The organism is Pseudarthrobacter sp. fls2-241-R2A-127, from assembly GCF_030209355.1.
GTDB lineage: Bacteria > Actinomycetota > Actinomycetes > Actinomycetales > Micrococcaceae > Arthrobacter.
On the sequence record NZ_JARVSF010000019.1, the window covers coordinates 22,462 to 45,838 of the forward strand.

At 66.2% G+C, this 23,377-nt stretch carries 20 protein-coding genes, 1 pseudogene and 1 riboswitch; of the genes and pseudogenes, 16 read left to right on the forward strand and 5 right to left on the reverse strand.

What is annotated here, in order from left to right; genetic code table 11:
- Positions 1-22: 22 nt before the first annotated feature.
- The 4 genes from araA to QRN53_RS13770 all read left to right on the forward strand — a co-directional run bounded on the left by araA (position 23) and on the right by QRN53_RS13770 (position 3,248).
- On the forward strand, positions 23-1,543 hold the full coding sequence (araA, locus tag QRN53_RS13755; protein WP_285244398.1) for an L-arabinose isomerase: 1,521 nt from the start codon (positions 23-25) through the stop codon (positions 1,541-1,543).
- Between the two features lie 4 nt (positions 1,544-1,547).
- Positions 1,548-2,567, forward strand: a complete 1,020-nt coding sequence (locus tag QRN53_RS13760; protein ID WP_285244399.1) for a LacI family DNA-binding transcriptional regulator — start codon at positions 1,548-1,550, stop codon at positions 2,565-2,567.
- Between the two features lie 81 nt (positions 2,568-2,648).
- On the forward strand, positions 2,649-2,840 hold the full coding sequence (locus QRN53_RS13765) for a hypothetical protein (protein ID WP_285244400.1): 192 nt from the start codon (positions 2,649-2,651) through the stop codon (positions 2,838-2,840).
- Between the two features lie 105 nt (positions 2,841-2,945).
- Positions 2,946-3,248 (forward strand): DUF4193 domain-containing protein, encoded by a 303-nt coding sequence (locus tag QRN53_RS13770; RefSeq protein ID WP_018762118.1) that lies wholly within the window; start codon positions 2,946-2,948, stop codon positions 3,246-3,248.
- A 142-nt stretch (positions 3,249-3,390) separates the two neighbouring features.
- Here QRN53_RS13770 and QRN53_RS13775 read toward each other — a convergent pair whose 3' ends face one another.
- A complete protein-coding gene (locus QRN53_RS13775) occupies positions 3,391-4,947 on the reverse strand; it encodes an APC family permease (protein ID WP_285244401.1) in 1,557 nt (518 codons plus the stop codon).
- Positions 4,948-5,170: 223 nt separating this feature from the next.
- Here QRN53_RS13775 and QRN53_RS13780 point away from each other — a divergent pair, with 223 nt between their 5' ends.
- Complete coding sequence (locus tag QRN53_RS13780; RefSeq protein WP_285244402.1) at positions 5,171-5,650, forward strand: Dps family protein; 480 nt, start codon at positions 5,171-5,173, stop codon at positions 5,648-5,650.
- A 64-nt stretch (positions 5,651-5,714) separates the two neighbouring features.
- Here the strand turns inward: QRN53_RS13780 and QRN53_RS13785 are convergent, their stop codons facing one another.
- The gene (locus tag QRN53_RS13785) at positions 5,715-7,274 is read right to left on the reverse strand and encodes an MFS transporter (RefSeq protein ID WP_285244403.1); all 1,560 of its coding nucleotides are present in this window, start codon (positions 7,272-7,274) and stop codon (positions 5,715-5,717) included.
- Positions 7,275-7,357: 83 nt separating this feature from the next.
- Between QRN53_RS13785 and QRN53_RS13790 the strand changes: the two genes are divergently transcribed.
- The 4 genes and pseudogenes from QRN53_RS13790 to QRN53_RS13805 all read left to right on the forward strand — a co-directional run bounded on the left by QRN53_RS13790 (position 7,358) and on the right by QRN53_RS13805 (position 13,914).
- Positions 7,358-7,894 (forward strand): TetR/AcrR family transcriptional regulator, encoded by a 537-nt coding sequence (locus QRN53_RS13790; protein WP_109863889.1) that lies wholly within the window; start codon positions 7,358-7,360, stop codon positions 7,892-7,894.
- A gap of 94 nt (positions 7,895-7,988) precedes the next feature.
- Positions 7,989-8,085, forward strand: a riboswitch (glycine riboswitch).
- Positions 8,086-8,276: 191 nt separating this feature from the next.
- Positions 8,277-11,123 carry an aminomethyl-transferring glycine dehydrogenase gene (gcvP, locus tag QRN53_RS13795; RefSeq protein ID WP_285244404.1) on the forward strand — a complete coding sequence of 949 codons (2,847 nt, stop codon included), beginning with the start codon at positions 8,277-8,279 and terminating at the stop codon, positions 11,121-11,123.
- 11 nt (positions 11,124-11,134) lie between these two features.
- Positions 11,135-12,282 (forward strand): annotated as a pseudogene (gene gcvT / locus QRN53_RS13800) (glycine cleavage system aminomethyltransferase GcvT).
- Positions 12,283-12,474: 192 nt separating this feature from the next.
- Positions 12,475-13,914: an L-serine ammonia-lyase gene (locus QRN53_RS13805; RefSeq protein WP_285244405.1), complete on the forward strand. Its 1,440-nt coding sequence runs from the start codon at positions 12,475-12,477 to the stop codon at positions 13,912-13,914.
- Positions 13,915-13,951: 37 nt separating this feature from the next.
- On the opposite strand, the gene QRN53_RS13810 is transcribed toward QRN53_RS13805, so the two are convergent.
- Positions 13,952-14,494 (reverse strand): TspO/MBR family protein, encoded by a 543-nt coding sequence (locus QRN53_RS13810; protein ID WP_285244406.1) that lies wholly within the window; start codon positions 14,492-14,494, stop codon positions 13,952-13,954.
- 122 nt (positions 14,495-14,616) lie between these two features.
- Between QRN53_RS13810 and QRN53_RS13815 the strand changes: the two genes are divergently transcribed.
- From QRN53_RS13815 to QRN53_RS13825, 3 genes are all read left to right on the forward strand, one after another.
- Positions 14,617-15,750, forward strand: coding sequence for a lipid II:glycine glycyltransferase FemX (locus tag QRN53_RS13815; protein WP_285244407.1), 1,134 nt, complete (start codon positions 14,617-14,619; stop codon positions 15,748-15,750).
- A 130-nt stretch (positions 15,751-15,880) separates the two neighbouring features.
- On the forward strand, positions 15,881-17,197 hold the full coding sequence (locus QRN53_RS13820) for a peptidoglycan bridge formation glycyltransferase FemA/FemB family protein (RefSeq protein WP_285244408.1): 1,317 nt from the start codon (positions 15,881-15,883) through the stop codon (positions 17,195-17,197).
- A 34-nt stretch (positions 17,198-17,231) separates the two neighbouring features.
- On the forward strand, positions 17,232-18,719 hold the full coding sequence (locus QRN53_RS13825; RefSeq protein WP_285244409.1) for a threonine/serine exporter family protein: 1,488 nt from the start codon (positions 17,232-17,234) through the stop codon (positions 18,717-18,719).
- Here QRN53_RS13825 and QRN53_RS13830 read toward each other — a convergent pair.
- Both QRN53_RS13830 and QRN53_RS13835 read right to left on the reverse strand, forming a co-directional pair.
- Positions 18,716-19,555 carry a siderophore-interacting protein gene (locus tag QRN53_RS13830; protein ID WP_285244410.1) on the reverse strand — a complete coding sequence of 280 codons (840 nt, stop codon included), beginning with the start codon at positions 19,553-19,555 and terminating at the stop codon, positions 18,716-18,718. The genes QRN53_RS13825 and QRN53_RS13830 overlap by 4 nt on opposite strands.
- A 14-nt stretch (positions 19,556-19,569) precedes the next feature.
- On the reverse strand, positions 19,570-20,340 hold the full coding sequence (locus QRN53_RS13835; RefSeq protein WP_285244411.1) for a uracil-DNA glycosylase: 771 nt from the start codon (positions 20,338-20,340) through the stop codon (positions 19,570-19,572).
- A gap of 127 nt (positions 20,341-20,467) precedes the next feature.
- Here QRN53_RS13835 and QRN53_RS13840 point away from each other — a divergent pair, with 127 nt between their 5' ends.
- From QRN53_RS13840 to QRN53_RS13855, 4 genes are all read left to right on the forward strand, one after another.
- Positions 20,468-20,797, forward strand: coding sequence for a DUF3263 domain-containing protein (locus QRN53_RS13840; protein ID WP_285244412.1), 330 nt, complete (start codon positions 20,468-20,470; stop codon positions 20,795-20,797).
- Between the two features lie 51 nt (positions 20,798-20,848).
- Positions 20,849-21,481: a LytR C-terminal domain-containing protein gene (locus QRN53_RS13845; RefSeq protein ID WP_285244413.1), complete on the forward strand. Its 633-nt coding sequence runs from the start codon at positions 20,849-20,851 to the stop codon at positions 21,479-21,481.
- A 161-nt stretch (positions 21,482-21,642) separates the two neighbouring features.
- The gene (locus QRN53_RS13850) at positions 21,643-21,849 is read left to right on the forward strand and encodes a cold-shock protein (protein ID WP_285244414.1); all 207 of its coding nucleotides are present in this window, start codon (positions 21,643-21,645) and stop codon (positions 21,847-21,849) included.
- Positions 21,850-21,854: 5 nt separating this feature from the next.
- Positions 21,855-23,111, forward strand: a complete 1,257-nt coding sequence (locus QRN53_RS13855) for an ABC transporter substrate-binding protein (RefSeq protein WP_285244415.1) — start codon at positions 21,855-21,857, stop codon at positions 23,109-23,111.
- Positions 23,112-23,377: the final 266 nt, after the last annotated feature.

Consider the following 23,377-nt stretch of genomic DNA (forward strand, 5'->3'; position numbering starts at 1 on the left):
CCAACTTTTACCAGGAGTACGTATGAATACCGCAGTAAACACCTCCCTCGACGGCTACGAGGTCTGGTTCCTCACCGGCAGCCAGCATCTCTATGGCGAGGAGGTCCTGAAGCAGGTGGCGGCGCAGTCCCAGGAGATCGCCAACCAGCTCAACGCCTCTTCGACAGTGCCGGTGCGGATCGTATGGAAGCCGGTCCTCACCGATTCGGATGCCATCCGCCGGACCGCGCTGGAAGCGAACTCGGATGATTCGGTGATCGGCGTGACTGCCTGGATGCACACGTTCAGCCCTGCCAAGATGTGGATCCAGGGCCTGGACCTGTTGCGCAAGCCGCTGCTGCACCTGCACACCCAGGCCAACCGCGACCTTCCGTGGGCGGACATCGACTTCGACTTCATGAACTTGAACCAGGCCGCTCACGGCGACCGCGAGTTCGGGTACATCCAGTCCCGCCTGGGCATTGCCCGGAAGACCGTCGTCGGACACGTTTCCGACCCCGAGGTGGCCCGCCAGGTGGGCTCCTGGCAGCGCGCCGCCGCCGGCTGGGCAGCGGTCCGCACGCTGAAGCTCACCCGCTTCGGTGACAACATGCGCAACGTGGCTGTCACCGAAGGCGACAAGACCGAGGCCGAGCTGCGCTTCGGCGTCGCGGTGAACACCTGGTCGGTCAACGAGCTCGCCGACGCCGTCCACGGCGCTGAAGAGGCCGACGTCGACGCCCTGGTGGCCGAATACGAGGACCTGTACGACGTGGTGCCGGAGCTGCGCGCAGGCGCGGCACGGCATGACTCGCTGCGGTACGGCGCCCGGATCGAACTGGGCCTGCGCAGCTTCCTCGAGGCCAACGGTTCGGCGGCGTTCACCACCTCGTTCGAGGACCTGGGCGCCCTCCGCCAGCTTCCCGGCCTCGCCGTGCAGCGGCTCATGGCCGCCGGGTACGGCTTCGGCGCCGAGGGCGACTGGAAGACCGCCATCCTGGTCCGGGCCGCGAAGGTGATGGGTGCCGGGCTCCCCGGTGGCGCATCCCTGATGGAGGACTACACCTACCACCTGGAACCGGGCTCGGAGAAGATCCTGGGCGCGCACATGCTCGAGGTTTGCCCCTCGCTGACCGCTGCAAAGCCGCGGCTGGAAATCCACCCCCTGGGCATCGGCGGCAAGGAAGACCCCGTCCGCCTGGTGTTCGACGCCGATGCCTCCCCGGGCGTCGTCGTCGCCCTGTCCGACATGCGCGACCGCTTCCGCCTGGTGGCCAACGCCGTCGACGTCGTCCCCCTGGACCAGCCGCTGCCCAACCTGCCCGTGGCCCGCGCGCTGTGGGAACCGAAGCCGGACTTCGCCACCTCCGCCGCCGCCTGGCTCACCGCCGGCGCCGCCCACCACACCGTGCTGTCCACCCAGGTGGGCATGGACGTGTTTGAGGACTTCGCCGAAATAGCCAAGACCGAACTCCTGACCATCGACGAAGGCACCACCATCCGCCAGTTCAAGAAGGACCTGAACTGGAACGCCGCCTACTACAAACTCGCCGGCGGGATCTGAATTCGTGGCGCAGCCCAGCTCCCGGCCCCGGCGGCTGCCAAGGCTCGAGGACGTGGCGGGGCTGGCCGGGGTCTCGCACCAAACCGTCTCGCGGGTGGTCAACAACCACCCCAACGTCAGCAGGGAGACACGGCACAAGGTGGAAGCGGCGATTGCCGAACTCGGCTACCGCCGCAACACGGCTGCCCGGAGCCTGGTCACCAGGCGCTCGCAGACCATCGGCGTCCTGGGCAGCGAGTTATCGCAGTACGGTCCTGCCAACACCTTGCTGGGAGTGGAACGGGCCGCGCGGGACGCCGGATATTTTGTCAGCGTCGCTGCGCTGCGGGAAGTCACCAGGGACACGATCCTGGACGCCGTCAGGCACTTCCTGGACCAGGCCGTGGACGGAATAGTGGTGATTGTTCCGCACATGGCCACGGTGGCGGCGCTGGCGGAACTCCCCATCAGGGTGCCGGTGGTGGCGGTTGGCTCGGACGGGAATGACGCCGTTGGCGGTGTCCGGGTTGATCAGCGCAAGGGAGCCGAACTGGCCGTCCGGCACCTGATAGCGCAGGGCCACACCCGGATCGGGCACGTCGCGGGGCCGCAGGACTGGATTGACGCCGTGGCCCGGGCGGAGGGCTGGCGGTCAGCCCTGGAGGCCGCCGGGCTCGAGGCGGATCTTCTGGTCGAGGGAGACTGGAGCGCCGGCAGTGGCTACGACATTGGCCGGCGGCTGGCGGCGGCCCGGCGCGCCACCGCCCTCTTCGTGGGCAACGACCAGATGGCGTTGGGGATCCTGCGCGCCTTGAACGAAGCGGGACTGAACGTGCCGACGGACATTTCCCTGGTGGGTTTCGACGACCAACCCGAATCCGCGTACTTCAGCCCGCCGCTAACGGTGGTCCGGCAGGATTTCGAAGAACTGGGCAGGCGCTGCATGGACATGATGCTTGCAGTACTGGGCGGCGAGGAAGGGCCCCGGACATTGGTGGTGGAACCTGAGCTTGTCCTGCGCAGCAGCACATCCCCGCCCGCCTGAAGCCACCGGCAGGTGCCGGATTTAATCCGGCGGAGACCGCCGCGAAACGTTGCCACAACAATAGCTGCGTAGGTTTCAGGCATGACGGCTACCTTGCTCACCAGGCTTCGCGACTGGGCCCTGGATACCTTTACCTGTGAATCCGAGGCCGAGGCCGCCGGCGCCATGGCCGATGCCAGCCGGTGGGGCTGGCTTCCGGCCTTGAGCGGAGTCTCCGTCGGCGCCGATCATGCCCACGCCGAACACCTGCGGAGGGTGCCCGGCCGCAGCTGAATGTCTGCTTGCCCACACTATTGCGCAGGGCCCGGGATGATGCCCTAAACTGCTTCACTGAGGTGCCTGAAATGGCGCTGTGCAGCAACGAAAGTGAACACGCTAATGGCTACCGATTACGATGCTCCACGCAAGCAGGAAGAAGAGTCTCCCGCCGACTCCCTTGAGGCCCTTCAGGCGTCCCGGAGCGGCAACGCGCAGACCGCAGTCATCGATGTCGACGAGAATGACACCGCTGAAGGCATCGACCTCCCGGGCGCCGATCTGTCCAACGAGGAACTCACGGTCATTGTGGTTCCTGAACAGTCCGACGAATTCACCTGTTCCTCCTGCTTCCTGGTCCGCCACCGGTCACAGGTGGCCCGCGAAAAGGACGGCCTGAAGTACTGCCGCGACTGCGAAGGCTGAACGGCTTCCTGAATCTTCACGGCGCCGGCCACCTCCCGTGAGGTGGCCGGCGCTGCTTTGTCTGATCGATGTGGCGCACTGCTGTGACAGCACAAAGGTGCCGTGCCCCGGGTAGGGGCACGGCACCTTTTGTATGGGTTTCCTATTCCGGGACCACCAGGGCGGGGGTGTCCTGCTTGAGGGTTTCGCCGCGGAAGAAACGGGGGTGGGTGCGGGACATGACCAGCATGACGACGGCGCCCAGGGCCAGGATGCCGACGCCCAGGATGAACACCAGGCCCACGCCGAAGATCTCCGAACCGCTGCCGAACTCCGGGGACAGACTGTCCACGGCGGTCTGGGCGAACACCACGAACAGGCCCACGCCGCCCACCACCGGGCACACCAGGCGGAAGAAGAAGTGGCGAACGCTGTTGAACAGGCTGTGCCGGAAGTACCAGGTGCACGCCACGGCGGTGAGGCCATAGTAGAAACAGATCATCAGGCCAAGCGCCAGGATGGTGTCGTTCAGGACATTGTCACTGACCACATGCATCACCGCGTAGAACCCGGCGGAGACGACGCCGGCAGCAATCGTGGCGAAGCCTGGCGTCGCAAACTTCCTGCTGATCCGGCTGAACGGTTCCGGCAGCGCGCCGTAGTGGGCCATGGCCAGCAGGCTGCGGGACGGGGACATGAACGTGGACTGCAGGGAGGCGGCCGAGCTGGAGAGCACCGCAAGGGACATCAGGATGGCGAACGGGCCCATGATGGGGGAGGCCAGCGCCGTGAAGATGTTCTCGTGGTTCTCGGCGTTGTTCAATCCGTTGCCGGTATCTCCCACGCCGGCGAACATCATGGTGGCGATGCTGACCAGAAGGTAGATGGCCAGCACGATGACGGCGGTGAGGGTTCCCGCCACGCCGGCGGTCTTCTTGCCGTTGGCGGTTTCCTCATTGACTGTCAGGCAGACGTCCCAGCCCCAGTACACGAAGATCGACAGGGAAATGCCGGCGGCAACCTGGCCGAAGGTCTCGATTTTGGTGACGTCGAACCAGTCCCAGCTGAACGGGATGGCGGTCTCGGACGTGGACCAGTTGGCAAAGGCCATGGCCACGAACAGGCCCAGCACCAGCAGCTGGAAACCCACCAGGCTGTACTGCACCATTTTGGTGGTGTGCATGCCGCGGTAGCTGACCCAGACAGCCAGTGCCACGAAGACGAAGCACGTGATGACGTTCAGCGCCTTGTTGTCGGCCAGGTCTGCCAGCTCGGGGGAGCCTGTGACCTGGGACAGGAAGAGGTAGAAGAAGTCGACGGCGACGCCGGCCAGGTTGGACAGCACGATGATGTTGGCGGCCAGGAGGCCCCATCCGCCCATCCAGCCGACCCATGGGCCGAATGCTTTGGTGACCCAGGTAAAGGTGGTGCCGCTGTCCGGGGAGTCGGCGTTGAGCTCCCGGTAGGCCAGCGAGACCAGGATCATGGGGATGAACCCGATCAGGAAAATGACGGGCAACTGGAGTCCGGCTTCGTTGACGGTGGGTCCAAGTGCGCTGGTGAGCGTGTAGGCGGGGGCAATGGTTGAAATACCCAGGACGACGACGGCCAGCAGGCCGAGCTGTCCGCCCCTGAGCCCCTTGGCGCTGACTCCGTCCGTGGAGGGGGCGTGGGCGTGCGGGCCGGGTTTTGCCGTGCTGGTGCGGATTGTCTCTGTCATGGCACCACTTTCTGGAAGGCTTTGAGACGGGCGTCACTATATGAATGGCGTTCATTTAGTATGGGGGCGGCGGCCCTGTGATGCAAGACGCAATATGAATCACGTTCGTTTATGACCGGCTTTTCAAATTTAGTAAGCTCACTGAGAAATTTCCGAAGGCCCTGCCGACGCGCCGTCGGGGGGCTGGTAGCGTCTGCCGTACTGGCCGATTTGAGGAGGATGCATGAAAGCTTCACCGACACTGACCAACAACCTGCAGGCTGTCCTGGCTGACCTGATCGAGCTCCACATTCAGGGCAAGCAGGCGCACTGGAACATCGTGGGTACCAACTTCCGCGACCTCCACCTGCAGCTTGACGAGATCGTGGACGCCGCCCGCCAGTTCGCCGATGATACTGCCGAGCGCATGCGTGCATTGCACGCACTTCCCGATGGCCGCAGCTCCACCGTGGCCGACACCACGAGCCTGGCCCAGTTCCCGGATGGCCTCATCAGCACCGAGGATGCCATCGAGCGGATCGTTGCCGCCATGGAGGCGGCCGTGGGCACCATGCGCAAAGTCCATGACGAGGTGGACGAGGAGGATCCCACATCGGCGGACCTCCTCCATGAGTTCATCGCCCGGCTGGAGCAGTTCGCCTGGATGGTGCAGGCGGAAAACATGAAGCCCACCGCCAAGGTCACGGCCGCAGACGCCAAGTAGCGGCATTCCACAAGGCGCCCGGCGCTGAGGGTATGCCTCGGCGCCGGGCGCCTCGTGCTTGCCGCTAGGCGGCCTTGGGCACTTTGCGGAGCACGACGGCGGCAAGGACTGCCGCCGTCGCCATCAGCACGAGCCCAATCGCCGCAGTGATGTGCACTCCGGAATCGAACGCGGCGGCGGCGGCATCCCGGACGGCGTCGGCCAGCGGACCGGGCAGGCCGGCGGCCGCTTCCATGGCGCCTGCCAGCGTTTCCTTGGCATTGTGCAGCGAGGTTCCCGGGAGCATGCCATCCAATCCTGCGGGGAGGCGCAGGTTGTGCTGGTAGGACGCGGTCAGGATGGAGCCGAGGACGGCCGTTCCCAGCAGTGAGCCCACCTCGTAGCCTGTTTCGCTGATGGCTGCGGCGGCGCCTGACTTTTCGGGCGGGGCGGATCCCAGGATGAGGTCATTCGAAATGGTTTCCGCCGTCCCCACGCCGAGCGCCAGGATCAGGAGCGCCGCCAGCAGCAGGGCAGGGCCGCCGTCGTGGTTTCCGAACGTCACCAGGCTGTAGCCCGTGGCACTGAAGGCCAGGCCCGCACCCACCACATACCCTGGCCGGACCTTGCGGACCAGCGGCACCACCGCCAGGCCGGACACCACCGTGGCTGCCAGGGCCGGAATCATCGCCACGCCCGCCGCGGACGGGCTCACGCCCTCGATGAGCTGGAGGTGCTGGGCAAGGAACAGGATGAAGCCATTGAACGAAAACAAGGCCAGGATATTGGCGCTGATGGCCATGCTGAACACCCGGTTCCGGAACAGCGACATGTCCAGCAGCGGGTGATCCAGGCGGTGCTGGCGACGTACGAACGCCACGCCCATCACCACACCGAACGCCATGCTGCCAAGGCCTGCAAGGTCTGGACCCTTGGTGGCAACATCCTTGATGCCGTAGACCATGGGAACCATCACCAGCATGGACAGCAGGATGCTGGGGACATCCACTTTCCCTGGCGAGGGGTCCTTGGATTCGGGGATCAAGGTCCGCCCGAGTACCAGCAGGGGGAGCATGAGCGGCACTGCTACCAGGAAGACGGCGCCCCACCAGAGATGCTCCACCAGCCAGCCGCCGAAGATCGGCCCCAGGGCGGCTCCGCCCGAAAAACCCGCCGCCCAGAGGGCGACGGCCATCCGCCGGCGGTTGGGCTCCGGGAAGATGTTGCGGATCAGTGACAACGTGGACGGCATCAGCATCGCCCCGAAGAATCCCAGTGCTGCCCGTCCGGCGATCAGCCACTCCGCGGTGGGTGCAAAAGCCGTCGCAGCGGACAGGGCGGCAAAGCCCGTGCTGCCGATCATCAGGAGCCTGCGCCGGCCGATCCTGTCGCCAAGGCTTCCCATTGATACCAGGAGTCCAGCCAGCACCAGGGGATAGGAGTCGATAATCCACAGAAGGTGTACGCCGGAGGGTTCCAGGGCCCGGGTGATGGCGGGGAGCGCAAATGTCAGGGCGGTGTTGTCCACGGCGACGAGCAGTACTGGGAACATCAACAGCCCCAGCGCGAGCCAGTCGCGCCGCGGGGAGCGCGCGGCTGGCCCGCCATCGAGTGCGGGCGCCAGGATCGAGGGGGGAGTCGTCATAAAATAACTATACCGTCCAGACGGTACAGTTTGAAACTTCGCGATTTCCCGTTTCTCCGCCGGCGGAGGGCATGATGGGATGCATGCCCCGAAAGCCTGTAGCCCGTGACGCGGTCCTTGACGCCTTCGAAACCTTGTTGATCGACGTGGGGGAGCGGGCGGCCACCTTGGATGCGGTAGCCAAGAAGGCCGGGGTATCCAAGGGTGGCCTGCTTTACCACTTCCCCAACAAGGAAGCGCTCATCGAAGTGCTGCTGGACCGCCTGGACGGACTGGCCAAAGAGGATGCCGATGCCATGGCCGCAGCCGCCGAGGGGGCGGCGGCCTACTTCATCCGCTCCTCCGTCTGGGCGGACACTCCGCTGGACCGGGCCATCGTGGCCGCCACCAGGCTGGCGGAGGTTGCACACCAGGAAACGCGGCGCCGCTTCGCGGCCATCCAGCAGCGGTGGCTGGACGAGATCGCAGCCGATGTAGGGCCGGGACTGGCCAAGGCAGTCCTGTACATGGGGGACGGTTTGTATTTCAATGCCATGCTGTCCGTGGGCCCGGCGCCGCAAGGGGGAGCGGCCGCTGACGTGGAGGAACTCCTGGCAGCCCTGGAGCGGCTCCGCAGGTAGCCCTCGCTATTTGCCGGGAAGGGTTGCGGCATAGGACAATTGAACGTTGTGAGGGCTGTCACCGGCCACCGCAATCCCACAAATAAATAGCCTTTGATCTGCGGCGGGAGAGTTCTGCCGGTGTACAGGCAGGCGCCGTAGGAGCAAATCCTCCCCAGGAATCTCGCAGGCCCCCGTACCGCCGCGGCGAGGCGCCTCTGGAAAGCAGCAGGCAGTGTCCAGCCTCCCGTTGGGGGAGCGAAAAGACTGTTGTGCTCACCGACGGTGCAAGCGGGTCCTGTCCAGGCAGGCACCGCGGAAACTCTCAGGTCCAATACAGAGCGGGGAGGAACCCGAATAGCTGTGGCGTACCCTGCGCCGCCTGAGTAAATGGAGTTCCTTCGTGTCGGTTAGCCCAGCCTCCACCACCTTCGTAGACCGCCATATCGGCGCGCGCCGCCAGGCCGACGTCGACACCATGCTCAAAGCCGTAGGCTACGACACGGTCGACTCCCTCGTGGACACCGCTGTTCCCAACGTCATCCGGCAGGAGACCGCCCTTCGCCTGCAGGACGCCCTCAGCGAGGTTGAAGTCCTTACAGAGTTGCGCAAGCTTGCCGCGAAGAACAAGACCGCTGTGCAGCTGATTGGCCAGGGCTACTACGACACCGTGACCCCACCGGTGATCCGCCGCAACATCCTGGAATCGCCGGCCTGGTACACCGCGTACACCCCCTACCAGCCGGAGATTTCCCAGGGCCGGCTTGAGCCCCTGTTGAACTTCCAGACCATGGTCCAGGACCTGGTGGGCCTGCCCATCGCCAACGCCTCGCTGCTGGACGAAGCCACCGCCGTGGCCGAAGCGGTCCTGCTCATGCGCCGCTCCAACAAGACCAAACCCGCGGTGGACGGCAAGACCGTCCTGGACATCGACGTGCTCCCGCAGACCATCGCCATTGTGCAGGGCCGCGCCGAGGCGCTGGGCTTTGAGGTGGAGGTCGCAGACCTGTCCAACGGCCTGCCGGAGGGTGATATCAACGGCATCGTGCTGCAGCAGCCGGGCGCTTCCGGCCGGGTCTGGGACCAGGCCGGCGTTATTTCGGCTGCGAAGGAGCGCGGGGCGCTGGTGACCGTTGCCGCGGACCTGCTGGCCCTGACGCTCATCACCCCTCCGGGTGAGCAGGGCGCGGACATCGCCGTCGGTTCAGCCCAGCGTTTCGGTGTGCCGTTGTTCTTCGGCGGCCCGCACGCCGCCTACATGGCGGTCCGCAAGGGCCTGGAGCGGTCGCTGCCCGGCCGCCTGGTGGGCGTGTCCAAGGACGACGCCGGTGTTCCCGCCTACCGTCTGGCTTTGCAGACCCGTGAGCAGCACATCCGCCGCGAGAAGGCCACGTCCAACATCTGCACCGCCCAAGCGCTGCTGGCCATCGTCGCCTCCATGTACGCCGTCTACCACGGCCCGGACGGACTGAGGGCCATCGCCGGAACCGCCCACGGGCACGCCCGCACCCTGGCCGCCGCGCTGGAAGCTGCCGGCGTCGAGGTGGTGCACAAGAGCTTCTTCGACACCATCACCATCCGCGTCCCGGGACGCGCCGCCGCAATTGTTTCCGACGCGGAGGAGCGCGGGATCAACCTGCGCAGCGTTGACGCTGACACCGTGGGCATCTCCCTGGATGAAACCACGACGGCGGCCATCGTCGCCCAGGTTGCCGGCATCTTTGGCGCCACCGGAGGTGAGGGTGAAGGCTTTGCGCTGGAGGCCGCCGTCGAGCGTTCTACTGACTACCTGCAGCACCCGGTGTTCAACACGCACCGGTCCGAAACTCAGCTCCTGCGCTACATCCGGAAGCTGTCCGACCGGGACCTGGCGCTGGACCGCACCATGATCCCGCTGGGTTCCTGCACCATGAAGCTGAACGCCACGGCGGAGATGGAGGCCATCTCCTGGCCGGAATTCGCCTCCATCCACCCGTTCGCCCCGGACTCGCAGACCGAAGGCTGGCGCGAACTGATCACCGACCTCGAGGCGGACCTGACCACCATCACCGGGTACGACCAGGTGTCCATCCAGCCCAACGCCGGCTCCCAGGGTGAACTGGCCGGGCTGCTGGCGATCCGGGGCTACCACCACTCCCGCGGGGACCAGCAGCGCAACGTGTGCCTGATTCCCGCTTCGGCGCACGGCACCAACGCCGCCTCCGCTGTCCTGGCAGGCATGAAGGTGGTCGTCGTGGCCACGGCGTCCGACGGCACCATCGACCACGATGACCTGACCGCCAAGATCGAGGCGAACAAGGACGTCCTGTCCTGCATCATGATCACCTACCCCTCCACCCACGGCGTCTTCGACGGGGACGTCCGCGAGGTCTGCGACGCCATCCACGCCGCAGGCGGCCAGGTCTACATCGACGGCGCCAACCTGAACGCGCTGGTGGGGTTGGCCCAGCCGGGTAAGTTCGGCGGCGACGTCTCGCACCTGAACCTGCACAAAACCTTCTGCATCCCGCACGGCGGCGGCGGTCCCGGCGTCGGACCGGTGGCTGCCAAGGCGCACCTGGCACCCTTCATGCCGGGTGACGCGAACAAGGCCGCACACGAAGCCGGACACGGGGTCGCGATCTCGGCCTCCCGTTTCGGTTCCGCCGGCGTGCTGCCGATCTCCTGGGCGTACGTGAAGCTGATGGGCGGCGAGGGCCTGACCGAGGCCACCAAATCCGCGCTCCTGGCCGCCAACTATGTCGCTTCCCGGCTGAACGAGTTCTACCCGGTTCTTTACACCGGGGAAGGCGGACTCGTGGCGCACGAGTGCATCCTGGACCTGCGCGAACTGACCGCCCGCACCGGCGTGACCGCCGAGGACGTGGCCAAGCGCCTCATTGACTTCGGCTTCCACGCCCCCACCTTGTCCTTCCCGGTGGCGGGAACCTTGATGGTGGAGCCCACTGAGTCCGAGGACCTGGCCGAGATCGACCGCTTCATCGAGGCAATGATCGCCATCCGCAAGGAAATCGACCAAGTGGCCAACGGGGACTTTGCCGTTGCCGACTCACCGCTGCGCCACGCACCCCACACCGCGGCCGCCGTCGTGTCCTCCGACTGGGACCGCGCCTACCCGCGGGAGCAGGCCGCGTTCCCGGCCCACCACAAGCAGGACAAGTACTTCCCGCCCGTTGGACGCATCGACGGCGCAGCCGGCGACCGGAACCTCATTTGCTCCTGCCCGCCGCTGTCCGAGTTCGAGAACTAAGGACCAGCACCGTGACCGAGAAATACACCGCGCTGTACGACGAGCACAAAAAGCTGGGCGCTCCTTCACCGACTTTGGCGGCTGGCAAATGCCGCTGAAATACGCCTCCGAGCTCGCCGAGCACCACGCCGTGCGCAACTCTGCCGGCCTGTTCGACCTCTCCCACATGGGTGAGGTCTGGGTGACCGGCCCGGGTGCGGCCGCTTTCCTGGACTACGCGCTGGTGGGGAAGATCTCCGCCATGGCCGTGGGCAAAGCCAAGTACTCGCTGATCTGCAATGAAGACGGCGGCATCATCGACGACCTCATCACTTACCGCCGCCCCGCCGCGGAGGACGGCAACGACGTCTTCCTTGTGGTGCCGAACGCGGGCAACGCCGACGTAGTGGCCGCAGCCCTCCAGGAACGGGCTGCAGGGTTCGACGTGGAAGTGGAGGACGCCTCTGCCCGGACCTCGCTGATCGCGGTCCAAGGTCCCAAGGCGCAGGAGCTCCTGCTTCGCCTGGTGCCTGCGGCGCAGCACTCCCTGGTGGCGGAGTTGAAGTACTACGCAGCCGTCGAGGTTCCGGTCCTGGTAGGCGGCGCGGGCAAGGAACTCCTGGTCGCACGCACCGGCTACACCGGCGAAGACGGATTTGAGATCTTCGTGGACAACGGCGATGCCGCCGGCCTCTGGCAGGCACTGATCGCCATCGCCGACGACGGGGAACTGACCCCCGCCGGCCTCGCCTCCCGCGACTCGCTCCGCCTGGAAGCCGGAATGCCGCTGTACGGGAACGAACTGTCGCTGCAGGGCGACCCGTTCGCCGCTGGCCTGGGCCCCGTCGTCGCCCTTTCCAAAGAAGGTGACTTCGTTGGCAAAGCCGCCCTGGCCGCCAAGAAGGAAGCCGGTGCCGGCAGCACGTCCGGCCGCCGTCTCGTGGGACTCAAAGGCCACGGCCGCCGCGCCGGCCGCGCCCACTATCCGGTGCTTAAAGACGGCGCCGCCGTTGGCGAAGTCACCTCCGGCCAGCCCTCACCCACCCTCGGATACCCGATCGCCATGGCCTACGTGGATGTCGAACACTCGGCGCCCGGCACCGCTCTGGACGTGGACCTCCGCGGCAAGGCAGAACCGTTCGAAGTCGTCGACCTGCCGTTCTACAAGCGCCAAAAGTAAGGCGCCTCGCCGTGGTTGGGCCTGTCGAAACCCCCGTGGTCACCTTTGGCCCGGTGGGGCCGGCATCCTCCGCGTGCTCGGTCGCGTAGACGCCCGCTGGGCGGACGTGACGCTCCCTTAGACGCACGCTTCCGGATACCGGTCCCACAGGGGCCCCCTTTCTCTTCTTCTCCGTCTCGTTAGGAACACACCGTGGCTGTTGGCGTTTTTGATCTGTTTTCTATTGGGATTGGGCCGTCGTCTTCTCATACTGTGGGGCCGATGCGGGCTGCTGCTGTGTTTGCTGAGGAGATCAAAGTCTCCGGGAAGCTCGCTGAGGTCGCGTCGTTGCGGGTGGATTTGTATGGGTCGTTGGCTGCGACGGGGCATGGGCATGGGACGATGACCGCGATCTTGTTGGGGTTGGAGGGGTTTCATCCGGAGTTGATCCTGCCGGCGGAGGTGGAGGAGCGGCTGGCCTCGATCGCGGAGACCGGGGTGGTGAACCTGGCCGGGGGTGTGGCGTTGCCGTACGGGGTGGGCGATATGGTGTTGCGTCCGTTGACGGTGTTGCCGCGGCACACGAACGGGATGACGTTCACCGTCACCGATGATGCCGGTTCGGTGGTGCATGCGGCGACGTTTTTCTCGGTTGGTGGCGGGTTCATCGTCCGGGAGGGTGAGGAAGACGCGGCCCGGCAGGAGCTGGAGGCCTCGAAGGGGGAGTTGCCGCTGCCGTTCCGGACCGCGGCGGAGTTGTTGGAGCATTGCGCGGTGACCGGCCTGGGGATCGCTGATGTGATGCTGGTCAACGAGAAAGCCTCGCGGACTGTGGAGGAGATCCGGTCCGGGTTGCTGCATATCTGGTCCGTGATGGAAGCCTGCGTGGCGGCCTCGTTGAAGCGGGACGGGGTGTTGCCGGGCGGGTTGAAGGTCCGCCGCCGCGCCCCGGACTGGTTTGAGCGGTTGAAGAAGGAATGCGCCGACGGGCAGGACACGGACGCGGACGCGGCGTGGGACGCGGGCCCGTTCGATCCCAGGTATTGGCAGGAATGGGTGAACCTGGTGGCGTTGGCGGTCAACGAGGAGAACGCCTCCGGCGGCCGGGTGGTCACCGCCCCGACCAACGGGGCGGCCGGGATCATTCCCGCGGTGTTGTTTTACGCCCTGCATTTCGCCCCGGGCATGGACACCGCCACGCAGGAGGACCGGGACGGTGTGGTGGTGCGGTTCCTGCTCGCCGCGGCCGCCGTCGGGGTGCTGTATAAGGAACAGGCCTCGATCTCCGGGGCCGAGGTCGGCTGCCAGGGCGAGGTGGGGTCCGCGTCCTCGATGGCCGCCGCGGGCCTGGCAGAAGTCATGGGCGGGTCCCCGGCGCAGGTGGAGAACGCCGCGGAAATCGCGATGGAACACAACCTGGGCTTGACCTGCGACCCGATCGGCGGCCTGGTCCAGGTCCCCTGCATCGAACGGAACGCGATCGCCGCCGCGAAAGCCATCAACGCCGCCAAAATGGCGCTCTGGGGCGACGGCACCCACCGCGTTTCCCTCGACGAAGTCATCATCACCATGCGCGAAACCGGCAAAGACATGTCCCACAAATACAAAGAAACCGCCATGGGCGGCCTCGCCGTCAACGTCGTCGAATGCTGACCGCCCGCGCGTATTCCCGGAACCCGGCGCGAACTCCCTAGTTGTGGACGGCGGCCCAACAGTTCAAGGACGCGGCAAACACCAGCCAGGAGATGTACGGCAGAAGCAGTAACCCTGCGGTTCGGCTGATGGGACCAAAATAGAGGACCGTGACCGCAACAGCGGCGATCAGGCCCAGGATGATGGCCACCCCGAGCCAGAGTGCAGCAGTTCCAAGGGCAGGGTAGAGGGCAAAGAACGCGGGGGTCCAGGCAAGGTTGAGGACCAACTGGATCCCGTAGGCGGTGAGGGCGGTCCGGGTCCGTTCCGTCCGCTTGCGCCACACCAGCCAGCCGGCAACAGCCATCGCCGCGTAAAGGATTCCCCAGACCGGGCCGAACACGCCGTTGGGCGGGGACCATGGAGCCTTGTCCGCCGTTGCATACCAACCATTGACGTTGCTGGCCGAGGCCAGGCCGCCGAGTGCCGCCACCAGCAAGGACGCCGCAAGGAACACGGCCAGCCCGGCGGTTTGGACCCCGGCGCCATAGGGCCGGCCACGCTCCGAGGAAGTGGTGCTCTGTTCCCGGTCCGGCCTCATCCTCCAACCCTCGCCGACCCCGGGCAGCCCCGTCAAGGCGCCGGCCCAGTGGAGGGCCGGCGCCATGCCAGGCGTCGCCGGGAGAAAGGCTCCAGCGGCTGAGGCTTTAGACTTGATGCTGCATGTCCGCACGCATCCAGACCCACCGAAACCGCGCACAAACCCGATTGGACACGGCCCCCTTGCGAGAATTCACCGCACGTTTTGCCACAGCCGAGGAAATTGAGAACTGGGACAAGCACGTCACGGCCAACCCCAACGGCGGCAACATGCTGCAGTCCGCCGCCTACGCATCGGTCAAGAACGGAACCGGCTGGAAAGTCCGCTTCCTTGTCCTGGAAGCCCCGGGAAACTCCAGCTACAACCTGGTCCTCGAAAAGTCCTTTCCGGTTTTGGGGCGGCTCTGGTACCTCATCAAGGGTCCCGATGTTGCCGCCGCCGCGGACCTGAAGGCTGCCCTCGAAGCCTGTGCGGCCTTTGTCCGCAGCCGGAAACTGAACGTCTTCACCATCAAGGTGGAACCGGACATCATCGACACCGCTGAAGCGCAGAAGGACATCCAGGCTGCGGGCCTTTTCAAAGCCCCCAACATCCAGTCCAACGACTCCACGGCGCTGCTGGATATCTCCGGCAGCAGCGAAGAAGTGTTCAAGGCGATCTCTTCCCGCGCCCGCAACGCCATCCGGCGCGCCGAACGCGAGGGCTGCCAGGTGGTACGGCAGGAACAGGGCCCGGAGACCTACCGTGCCCTCTACGACCTGATGGCCGACACCGTCAGCGCCAAAGGGTCAATGCCCCTGCGCAGCTACGACTACTACGCCCGGTTCTGGGACGAATTCTGCAACCGCGGCCAGGGCAGCTTCTTCTTCGTCTACGAGGATGGAAAACCCAGCGTCGGAGCCTTCGTGATCAACTACGGTGCCAAGGCAACCTACAAGGACGGCGGCTCCACCCAAAACCGCAAGCAGTACGGGGACTCCCACCTGGTCCAGTGGGAAGCCATCCGCCGCATGCAGGAACTTGGCTGCACGGAATACGACTTCTGCGGCACCCCGCCGGCAGCCCGGATCAAGGACAAGACCCACAACCTCTTCGGGATGGGCATGTTCAAGACCAGCTTCACCAAGACGGTCACCGACTTTGTGGGCTGCCACGACTACGTCCTGTCCCCGCTGCGCCACAAGCTGTGGACCAGCGGCGGCGAAAAGGTGCTCCGCAGGATAGAAACCGCCCGGACGGGCCAGCAGTTCTACTGACCGGCAGTCCCGTGGGATGCAGCCCATCGCATCCTCCGGCCGGAGCATACGCCCCGTGCAGCCCGCCCCGAATACCGTCCGCCCAGCGCGTGCCCACCAGGCCGCGAAGAGTCGAAAAGAAGGTCACCCCTTGAATCCTGTTTCCGCCGCTACCGGACTTGAATACACCATCCTCAGCGACGCCGAATTTGAGGCCTTCGCCGTAAAGCACCCGCAAAACAGCTTCCTGCAGTCCATCGACTTTGCCCGCTTCCAGCGCGCCCGGGGCCAGCAGGTGGAACTCTTCGGAGTCCGGCGCAGCGGCGAACTCGTCGCCGCCGGAAAACTCAACTACTCCACCACCAGGCTTGGCTACACCATCTGCGAATGCGCCAAGGGCCCCCTCATGGACTACCAGGACCGCAACCTGGTGAGCGGCGTCGTCGAACTTCTCCGCAAGCACGCCGCCGGCCGCAAAGCCGCTGAACTGCGGATCTCGCCGAATATCAGGTACATCGCCCGGGACGCCGACGGCGCCGAACACCCGGACGTCGAAGACAACCGGCCGCTTGTGGCTGACCTGGAACGGCTCGGGTTCCGGCACCAGGGCCTGGACATGAACTTCGTCAACGTGAACTGGATGTTCATCAAGAGCCTCGTGGGAATCCAGGACGCCGAAGAACTCATCATGGGAACCAGCTACCGGACCCGGAAGGCCATCCGCAAAGCCGAAAAGAACGGCGTCTTCCTGGAACAGGCCACGTTGGAAACCCTCGACGACTTCTACGGTGCGTTGAGCCGGGCCGGGGACGAAAAGGGATTCACCTACCGTGAGCGGGCCTATTACGAGCACCTGCTCCGGAGCACCTCGGCGGAATTCACCAAGCTCATGATGGCCAAGATCGACATCCCGGCATACCGGAAATCCATCACCGAACGCCTGGCTGCGGAGTCGGCCACCGCCGCAGAGCTCCGGCGTGAAGTAGAAGAAACCGGCAGCAAGAAAAAGGCCAACCGGCTCAAAGTGGTCCAGGACCTCGTGGACAGCTACGAGCGGAGCCTCAAGGACATTGAGAGGTTCCCGGATTCCGTGGGGACTGCCACCGTGGCAGCCATCCACTTCGTCTGCTACGGCGATGAGGTGGTGTGCGTCATCGGCGGCACCGTCCAGGACTACATCTACTTCAACGGCGCAACCTCACTGTACTGGGGCATGATGCTGCACGCCCTGGAGAAGGAATACCCGCGGTACAACTTCTACGGCACGTTCGGCATCTCCGGCCAGGATGAGGAGGGACACGGCGGCTACGAATTCAAGAAGGGATTCGGCGGTGAAGTGGTCCAGCTGGTGGGCGACTTCACCATGCCCGTAAGGCCTGCCGTCTTCCACGCCAACCGGCTGGCCAGATCAGCCGCCGCCGCGGCCCGCACCCTGCTTGGCAAGCTGCCGCTGAAGCGCGCAGCCTGAACGTCCACACACCGCGCACAGGGAGGAACCGGGCATGACTGACCGGCCCGAACGGCCAGGGTCCAGGCCGAAGACTGACGGCCTGCCCAAGACCGAGCCGCTGACTCCTGCCCAGTTGCGGCAGGATGCAGCCGCCAGGAGGATGCTGCGCCGCCTGGTGCAGGGCGAGAACCCGCCCACCGCGCCGTTGAGCATCGTGGACCGCCTGGCCGGCAGCCCCTATGCCAACCCCACCATCCAGGTGGGCGGCGTGGACACGTCGGCCCGGAAGACCTTGGACTTCGCGCTCCACCTGGCAGAAACCATGTTCCGCTACGGGGCCGGCGCCCTGGAGGTGGAAACCAGCATCATCGCCGTGACTGCCGCCCTGGGCCTGAAGAACATCGAGGTGGACATCACCAACCAGTCCGTGGGCATCAACTACGCACCCAAGGACCAGACTCCCATTGCCCTGCTGCGCGTGGTGCGCTCGTGGACCAACAACTACGCGGGCCTGGCCAAGGTCCACCGGCTGGTCACGGACATCGTGGCAGGCGGCGTGGGCCGTGAGGAGGCCATCCGCCGGCTCAACGAGGCCATCACCAGCCCCAAGCCGTATCCGCGCTGGATGGTCACCGCTGCCTTCGGTGTCTTCGCCGCCGTGTTCGTGGGGGTCCTGGGCGGCGGTGTCGTGTCCTCGGCGATCGCGTTCGTGGCCAACATCGGGATCAGCCTCCTGGCCCGGCAACTGGGGCGCTGGCGGGTCCCGGACTTCTTCACCACGGCCAGCTGCTCGTTCGTCGTTACCATCCTTGCCTTGTTGCTCTGGCAGTTCGGGCTCACCACGTCACCGGCGATCGTGGTGGTGGGCGGCATCCTGCTCCTGCTGCCCACCGGCCGGCTGGTCTCCTCCGTGCAGGACGCCATCAACGGCTTCCCGGTCACTGCCGCGGGGCGGTTCCTGTCCACCCTCCTGACCTTCGGCGCGATCGTGGCCGGCATTGCCGTGGCCTTCGTGGTGGGAGAGCTGACCGGGTTGCAGCGGATCGACGTCACCCAGACCTTCCCGCCCGCCTACGATCTGTGGGTCCTCATCCTGTTCGTGGCCGCCGCGGTGATGGCGATCGGCATCACCGAGCAGACCACCTGGCAGCTCCTGCTGCCCACTGCAGGGGTGGGCGTGGCGGGTTACCTGGTGCTCCTGGGCGGCGGCGTGCTGGGCATCGGAGACCGTTTCGCGCCGGCGCTGGCGGCCGTCGTCATCGGCCTCCTGGCACGCGTGGTGGCATTGCGGATGGGCGCGCCGCAGCTTGTGGTGGCGGTGCCTGCGGCGCTGATCCTGCTGCCCGGGCTCACCATCTTCCGGTCCATGTATGTGCTCACGGTGGAGGAATCGGAAATCCTGAACGGGGCAGGCGGTATGTTGAGCGCCGGCGCCATTGTGCTGGGAACAGCCGGCGGAATCGTCCTGGGCGACGTCCTGGCCCGGCCGCTGACCCGCAGCCTGGCCAGCAACGAGCGGCGCCGCGCCCGGCGGCGCTAGATTTGGCCCACCGGCAGCTTCTTCTCGGCCTGGAACACGTCCTCCACGCGGCCTTGGGCCCAGTACCCGGACAATGACACCTGCCGGCGTTCCAGGCCACGCTGTTTAAAGAAGACCTCCCGCAGGGACTTCATGTAGCCCCGTTCACCGTGCGCAAAGACGTCCACGGTGCCTGCGGGCCACTCCGCGCCGGCCACGGCCTCCACCAGCAAGGTGCTGGAGCCTGCGGGGGCGTCGCCGCGGACCAGCCAGCGGACTTCGAGCCCGGCCGGAGCGTTCAGGGGCTGGATGTCGGCCTCGGACCCGACTTCCAGGAAAGCCAGTCCCACCGCACCGGCAGGAAGCACCTCGATCGACGCGGCAATGGCCGGCAAAGCGGCCTCGTCGCCGGCGAACAGATACCAGTCAGCCTCGGGATTGGGGTTGTACGCACCGCCGGGACCGGTGAAGGTGAGCGCGTCGCCGGGCTGGGCGTTCGCCGCCCACGGACCGGCAAGGCCTTCGTCGCCGTGAACCACAAAGTCGATGGCGAGTTCCCTGGCCACGGGATCCACCCGGCGAAGCGTGTACGTGCGGGTGAACGGCCACTGCTCGCGGGGCATGGTTTCCCGGACCGTCCAAAGATCCAAGGGCGACGGGTAGTCCACTCCGGGTTGCGGGAAAACGATCTTCACGTAACGGTCCACGAAGGCGTTGTTGACGAAGTCCTCGAAGCCGTCCCCACCTGCGATGATTCGCACCATGTGCGGGGACAACTGCTCCTTGCGCAGTACCGTCAGGTTGACCTGGGGGCGGTTGTTTTTCGTCGCGCTGGTGGCTGCGGGCACAGTGCTCATCAGGCAAGCCTAAGCTAGGGCACCGGCGGGAGCTCCCAGGTTACGTCCGGCGCACCCTGTTCCCGCAGCAGCTCGTTAACTCGGCTGAACGGCCGGGAACCGAAGAAGCCGCGCGAGGCGGACAGCGGGCTGGGGTGGGCGCTGGCGACGGCCGGGACGCCGGCCAGCAGGGGCTTGACGCCCTCCGCCTCCTTGCCCCACAACACGGCCACCAGGGGCGTCCTGGACCCGTCCGCGGCGCGACGTCCGGCCACTGCCGTGACGGCCGCCGTCGTAATCTCCTCCCAACCTTTGCCCCGGTGCGAACCCGCTGCCCCGGCCCTGACGGTGAGTACCCGGTTCAGGAGCAGGACACCCTGGTCCGCCCAGGCTGACAGGTCGCCGTGGACGCGCGGCGGAATGCCCAGGTCGGATTCGAGTTCCCGGTAGATGTTCACCAGGCTGCGGGGGAGCGGACGCGTCCGCGCGTCCACGGAAAAGGAAAGCCCGACGGCGTGTCCCGGCGTGGGGTAGGGGTCCTGCCCCACGATGAGGACTTTCACGCCGGCGAGCGGCTGGCGGAACGCGCGCAGGACGTTCGACGGCGGCGGCAGGATCTGGTGCCCGGCCGCTTCTTCGTCGGCAAGGAACGCCAGCACTGACCGCAGTTTGCCCTCCACGTCCCGCAGTGCCGCCGCCCAGTCCGGCGCCATGAGCTCTGCCAGGGCGAGCCGGGCCAGGTCGCTGAAGCGTGTGGTGTCCACCGGGTCCTGCTGAAGGTCGAACAGCGCATCCGATTCAAACATCGTCCCATTCTTGCAGGCGGCCCCTGGCGGCCGGGAAGCGTGTCGACCGCCGGGCGAATGACACCCCTGTTATTCGCCCGGTAGCATGGGGGTAAGACATGTAGCGTAACCAGCGAAGGAGTGTGCCGTGGCGGAACCGGCCCGGGAACACCTGCCTGAGCAGGATCCACGGAAGTCCCTGCTGGCGGATTTCGCGCTCCGTGATTCCTCCCTCACCGAGCGCGAACAGCAGATGCTGGCGCTCGAACGGCAGTGGTGGAAGTACGCCGGGGCCAAGGAACAGGCCATACGGGAGCTGTTCGACCTCTCCGCAACCCACTATTACCAGCTCCTCAACGCATTGATCGACCGGGAGGACGCCTTGGCCCACGATCCCATGCTGGTCAAGAGATTGCGTAGACTACGTACGTCGCGCCACCGTGCACGCACCGCCCGCCGCCTGGGATCCGACGCTTAATACGCCCCAGGCCGGGACCCTGGCAGCAATCTACAAGGATGTCGTTCCACCATGACCAAATACGCCCGCGATGAATTCGACAAGGTCCCCGAGGCCGCGTCGCGACAAGGTGTCCACCGGACGGCCTCAGCCCCGTCCCGGGTACGGCTGTGGCCCATCCTCGCAGTGGGCGTGGCGGCGCTGGCCATCGGGCTGGTGTCCTTCCTGATCCTCCCCAAGCTTGGCTTCAACGCCACGGCAACCGAGGCGTCCGCCAGCGTGGAATCCACGGCTTTGGCCGGCACCGGATCCACCGCGTCAGCTACCCAGGCAACCACGCCACCGGCCGCTTCGGAACCTTCGGCCACCGCCGAACCGTCCCGCAGCAGCAGCCCGGAGCCGACGCCGTCGGCCACCCGGCAGGCGGTCGTGGACCGGACGCAGCCAGTGGCCATCTACAACGCGGCCGGTACCGCCGGGTTGGCCAGCCGCATTGGCGGAACCGTCCAGGCTGATGGCTGGCGGCTAGGACAGGTGGGCAACTGGTCCGGTGCGCCGCAAAAATCCTCCGTGATCTACTACGCCGGTCCCCAGCAGCTGGCCGGCGCCCAGGAGCTCTCGGCCCTGCTGAACATCCCCGCCGTCGTCAGCAGCACCGAGTTCCAGGCGCCGCTCGTGGTGGTCCTTGGCCCCGGATACCGGTAGCCGGACGGCCTCAGTTACGCCTGCATAACGTTCCCGGCTCCGGGCCTGCCGCCGCCTGCGACCCGTGGCAGCCGTGGCTAGAGTGATTCCAGGCCACGGCCCGCCGGGCTGCACGCAACAGCACCGGCCCATCCGGCCGCAACGGAAAAGAGTTGGTCACCATGGCACTGGGAACCGTCAAGTGGTTCAACGCTGAAAAGGGCTACGGCTTCATCACCGTTGACGGCTCCAGCGATGACATCTTTGTCCACTGGTCTGCGATCCGGGGCGAGGGCTACCGGGCCCTCGAAGAAGGGCAACGGGTGCAGCTGGAGATCGGGGAAGGCGAAAAGGGACCGCAGGCGGAAAACGTCCGGCCCGCCGAGTGAAGCCGATGCACCGTCCCGCAGCCCGCACGGTCCTGGCCGTTTCCCTGGCAGCCGTACTCGGCACCACAGCATGCTCCGAGACGGGCGGAAACGCCCGGGTGGAATCCGCCGAGGCGTCCGGCGACGGCGTCCTCCGGGTGGGCCTGGTCCTGGACAACACCGGCAACAATGCTTTCCTGAATGCGCCCCAGCTCGCCGCAGCCAAGCTGGCCGTCCAGGACATCAACGCGGCAGGGGGCCACAAAGGCCGTCCCGTTGAACTGCTGCCCGCACATCCGGAACAGGACACCGCCGGGCAGGCGCATGCCCTGCTGGCTGCCAAAGCAGACGTGGTCATCGGACCCACCGATTCCAGCCACGCGGCGGCGGCCGTCGACATTCTTTCGCGCGCACGGACGCCCCTGATCTCACCGGCCAACACCGCCGCGGGCTTGACCGGACTGGCGAGCGGCGGCTACTACTTCCGCACCGCGGCGTCCGACGTCGCCCAAGGGCCGGTGCTGGCCAAACTCGCCAAGGACACCGGTGCAGCCAGCATCAGCGTGCTGTACCAGGAAGGTTCCTACGGCAAGGACCTGCAGGCCGCCGTCACGGAAGCGGCGAAACAGTCCGGACTTTCCGTCCTTCCCGGCGCCGGTTTCAAAACGGGGGACGCTGCCGCAGCTGCGGGCTCCATCGCCAAAGCAAAGCCGGACGCCGTCGTCCTGGTAGCCCGTGAGGGCGCCCAAGGGGCGCTGGCCGAGCTCCATAATGCCGGCCTCAGCGGTTCACGCATCATCATGAGCGACGGCGCCTTCGCCCGCTACGGGTCCGGGCTCGGTGCCAAGGTGCTGGAGGGTGCCCGCGCCGTGGTTCCGGGGCAGCTGCCCTCCGCGGCTTTCCAGGCAAAACTCCTGACGGTGGACCCGTCCCTGAACGACGTGTCCTACGCTGCCGAAACCTACGACGCCGTGACCCTGGCTGCGCTGGCAGCGGCCCGCGCGCAGGACGACGCCGGCCGCTCGATCGCAGCCAACCTCATTGCGGTATCGGGAGGGACGGCGGCACCGGGCGCAGGAGCGGCCACTGCGCCGTGCCTGACCTACAAAGCCTGCCTGGGCGGCCTGGCTGCCGGCCCCGACATCAATTACGACGGCGAGTCGGGCCCCATTGCCTTTGACGCCAACGGGGACATCACCACGGCATCCTTATCCGTGTTCACCTACGGACCGGACAACAACCCCACTCCCACGGGGCGGGAGACAGCCGGACACCCGGGCTGATCGCCCTCGGCGAAGCCGCCGCCGCCAGCTGCCCGTTTGGCGTCTTTTCGCTTGCACTCTCACCGGGGGAGTGCTAATTATTGAGTTAGCACTCTGACGCACCGACTGCTAAGCAACGCCTGGTTCCGGCCGGCCGCGCACGGCACCGGTCGAGGAGCGAAAGAAACACCTCACTTCAGTGAGATCCCCAGCCGGAGGCATACAGAGGCCGCTGTCGAAGGATCGTCCGTCGCGGGCACTGCAGCGAAGGTTCATTCTTAACGACT

Bases quoted from the DNA above. Each gene is read 5' to 3' on its own strand.
- QRN53_RS13825 (WP_285244409.1), top strand. From the start codon at position 17,232: ATGACTGACCGGCCCGAACGGCCAGGGTCCAGGCCGAAGACTGACGGC.
- QRN53_RS13830 (WP_285244410.1), bottom strand. From the start codon at position 19,555: ATGAGCACTGTGCCCGCAGCCACCAGCGCGACGAAAAACAACCGCCCC.
- QRN53_RS13780 (WP_285244402.1), top strand. From the start codon at position 5,171: ATGAAAGCTTCACCGACACTGACCAACAACCTGCAGGCTGTCCTGGCT.
- QRN53_RS13845 (WP_285244413.1), top strand. From the start codon at position 20,849: ATGACCAAATACGCCCGCGATGAATTCGACAAGGTCCCCGAGGCCGCG.
- QRN53_RS13855 (WP_285244415.1), top strand. From the start codon at position 21,855: ATGCACCGTCCCGCAGCCCGCACGGTCCTGGCCGTTTCCCTGGCAGCC.
- QRN53_RS13790 (WP_109863889.1), top strand. From the start codon at position 7,358: ATGCCCCGAAAGCCTGTAGCCCGTGACGCGGTCCTTGACGCCTTCGAA.
- QRN53_RS13810 (WP_285244406.1), bottom strand. From the start codon at position 14,494: ATGAGGCCGGACCGGGAACAGAGCACCACTTCCTCGGAGCGTGGCCGG.
- QRN53_RS13775 (WP_285244401.1), bottom strand. From the start codon at position 4,947: ATGACAGAGACAATCCGCACCAGCACGGCAAAACCCGGCCCGCACGCC.
- QRN53_RS13815 (WP_285244407.1), top strand. From the start codon at position 14,617: ATGTCCGCACGCATCCAGACCCACCGAAACCGCGCACAAACCCGATTG.
- QRN53_RS13765 (WP_285244400.1), top strand. From the start codon at position 2,649: ATGACGGCTACCTTGCTCACCAGGCTTCGCGACTGGGCCCTGGATACC.
- QRN53_RS13785 (WP_285244403.1), bottom strand. From the start codon at position 7,274: ATGACGACTCCCCCCTCGATCCTGGCGCCCGCACTCGATGGCGGGCCA.
- QRN53_RS13850 (WP_285244414.1), top strand. From the start codon at position 21,643: ATGGCACTGGGAACCGTCAAGTGGTTCAACGCTGAAAAGGGCTACGGC.
- QRN53_RS13835 (WP_285244411.1), bottom strand. From the start codon at position 20,340: ATGTTTGAATCGGATGCGCTGTTCGACCTTCAGCAGGACCCGGTGGAC.
- QRN53_RS13770 (WP_018762118.1), top strand. From the start codon at position 2,946: ATGGCTACCGATTACGATGCTCCACGCAAGCAGGAAGAAGAGTCTCCC.
- araA (WP_285244398.1), top strand. From the start codon at position 23: ATGAATACCGCAGTAAACACCTCCCTCGACGGCTACGAGGTCTGGTTC.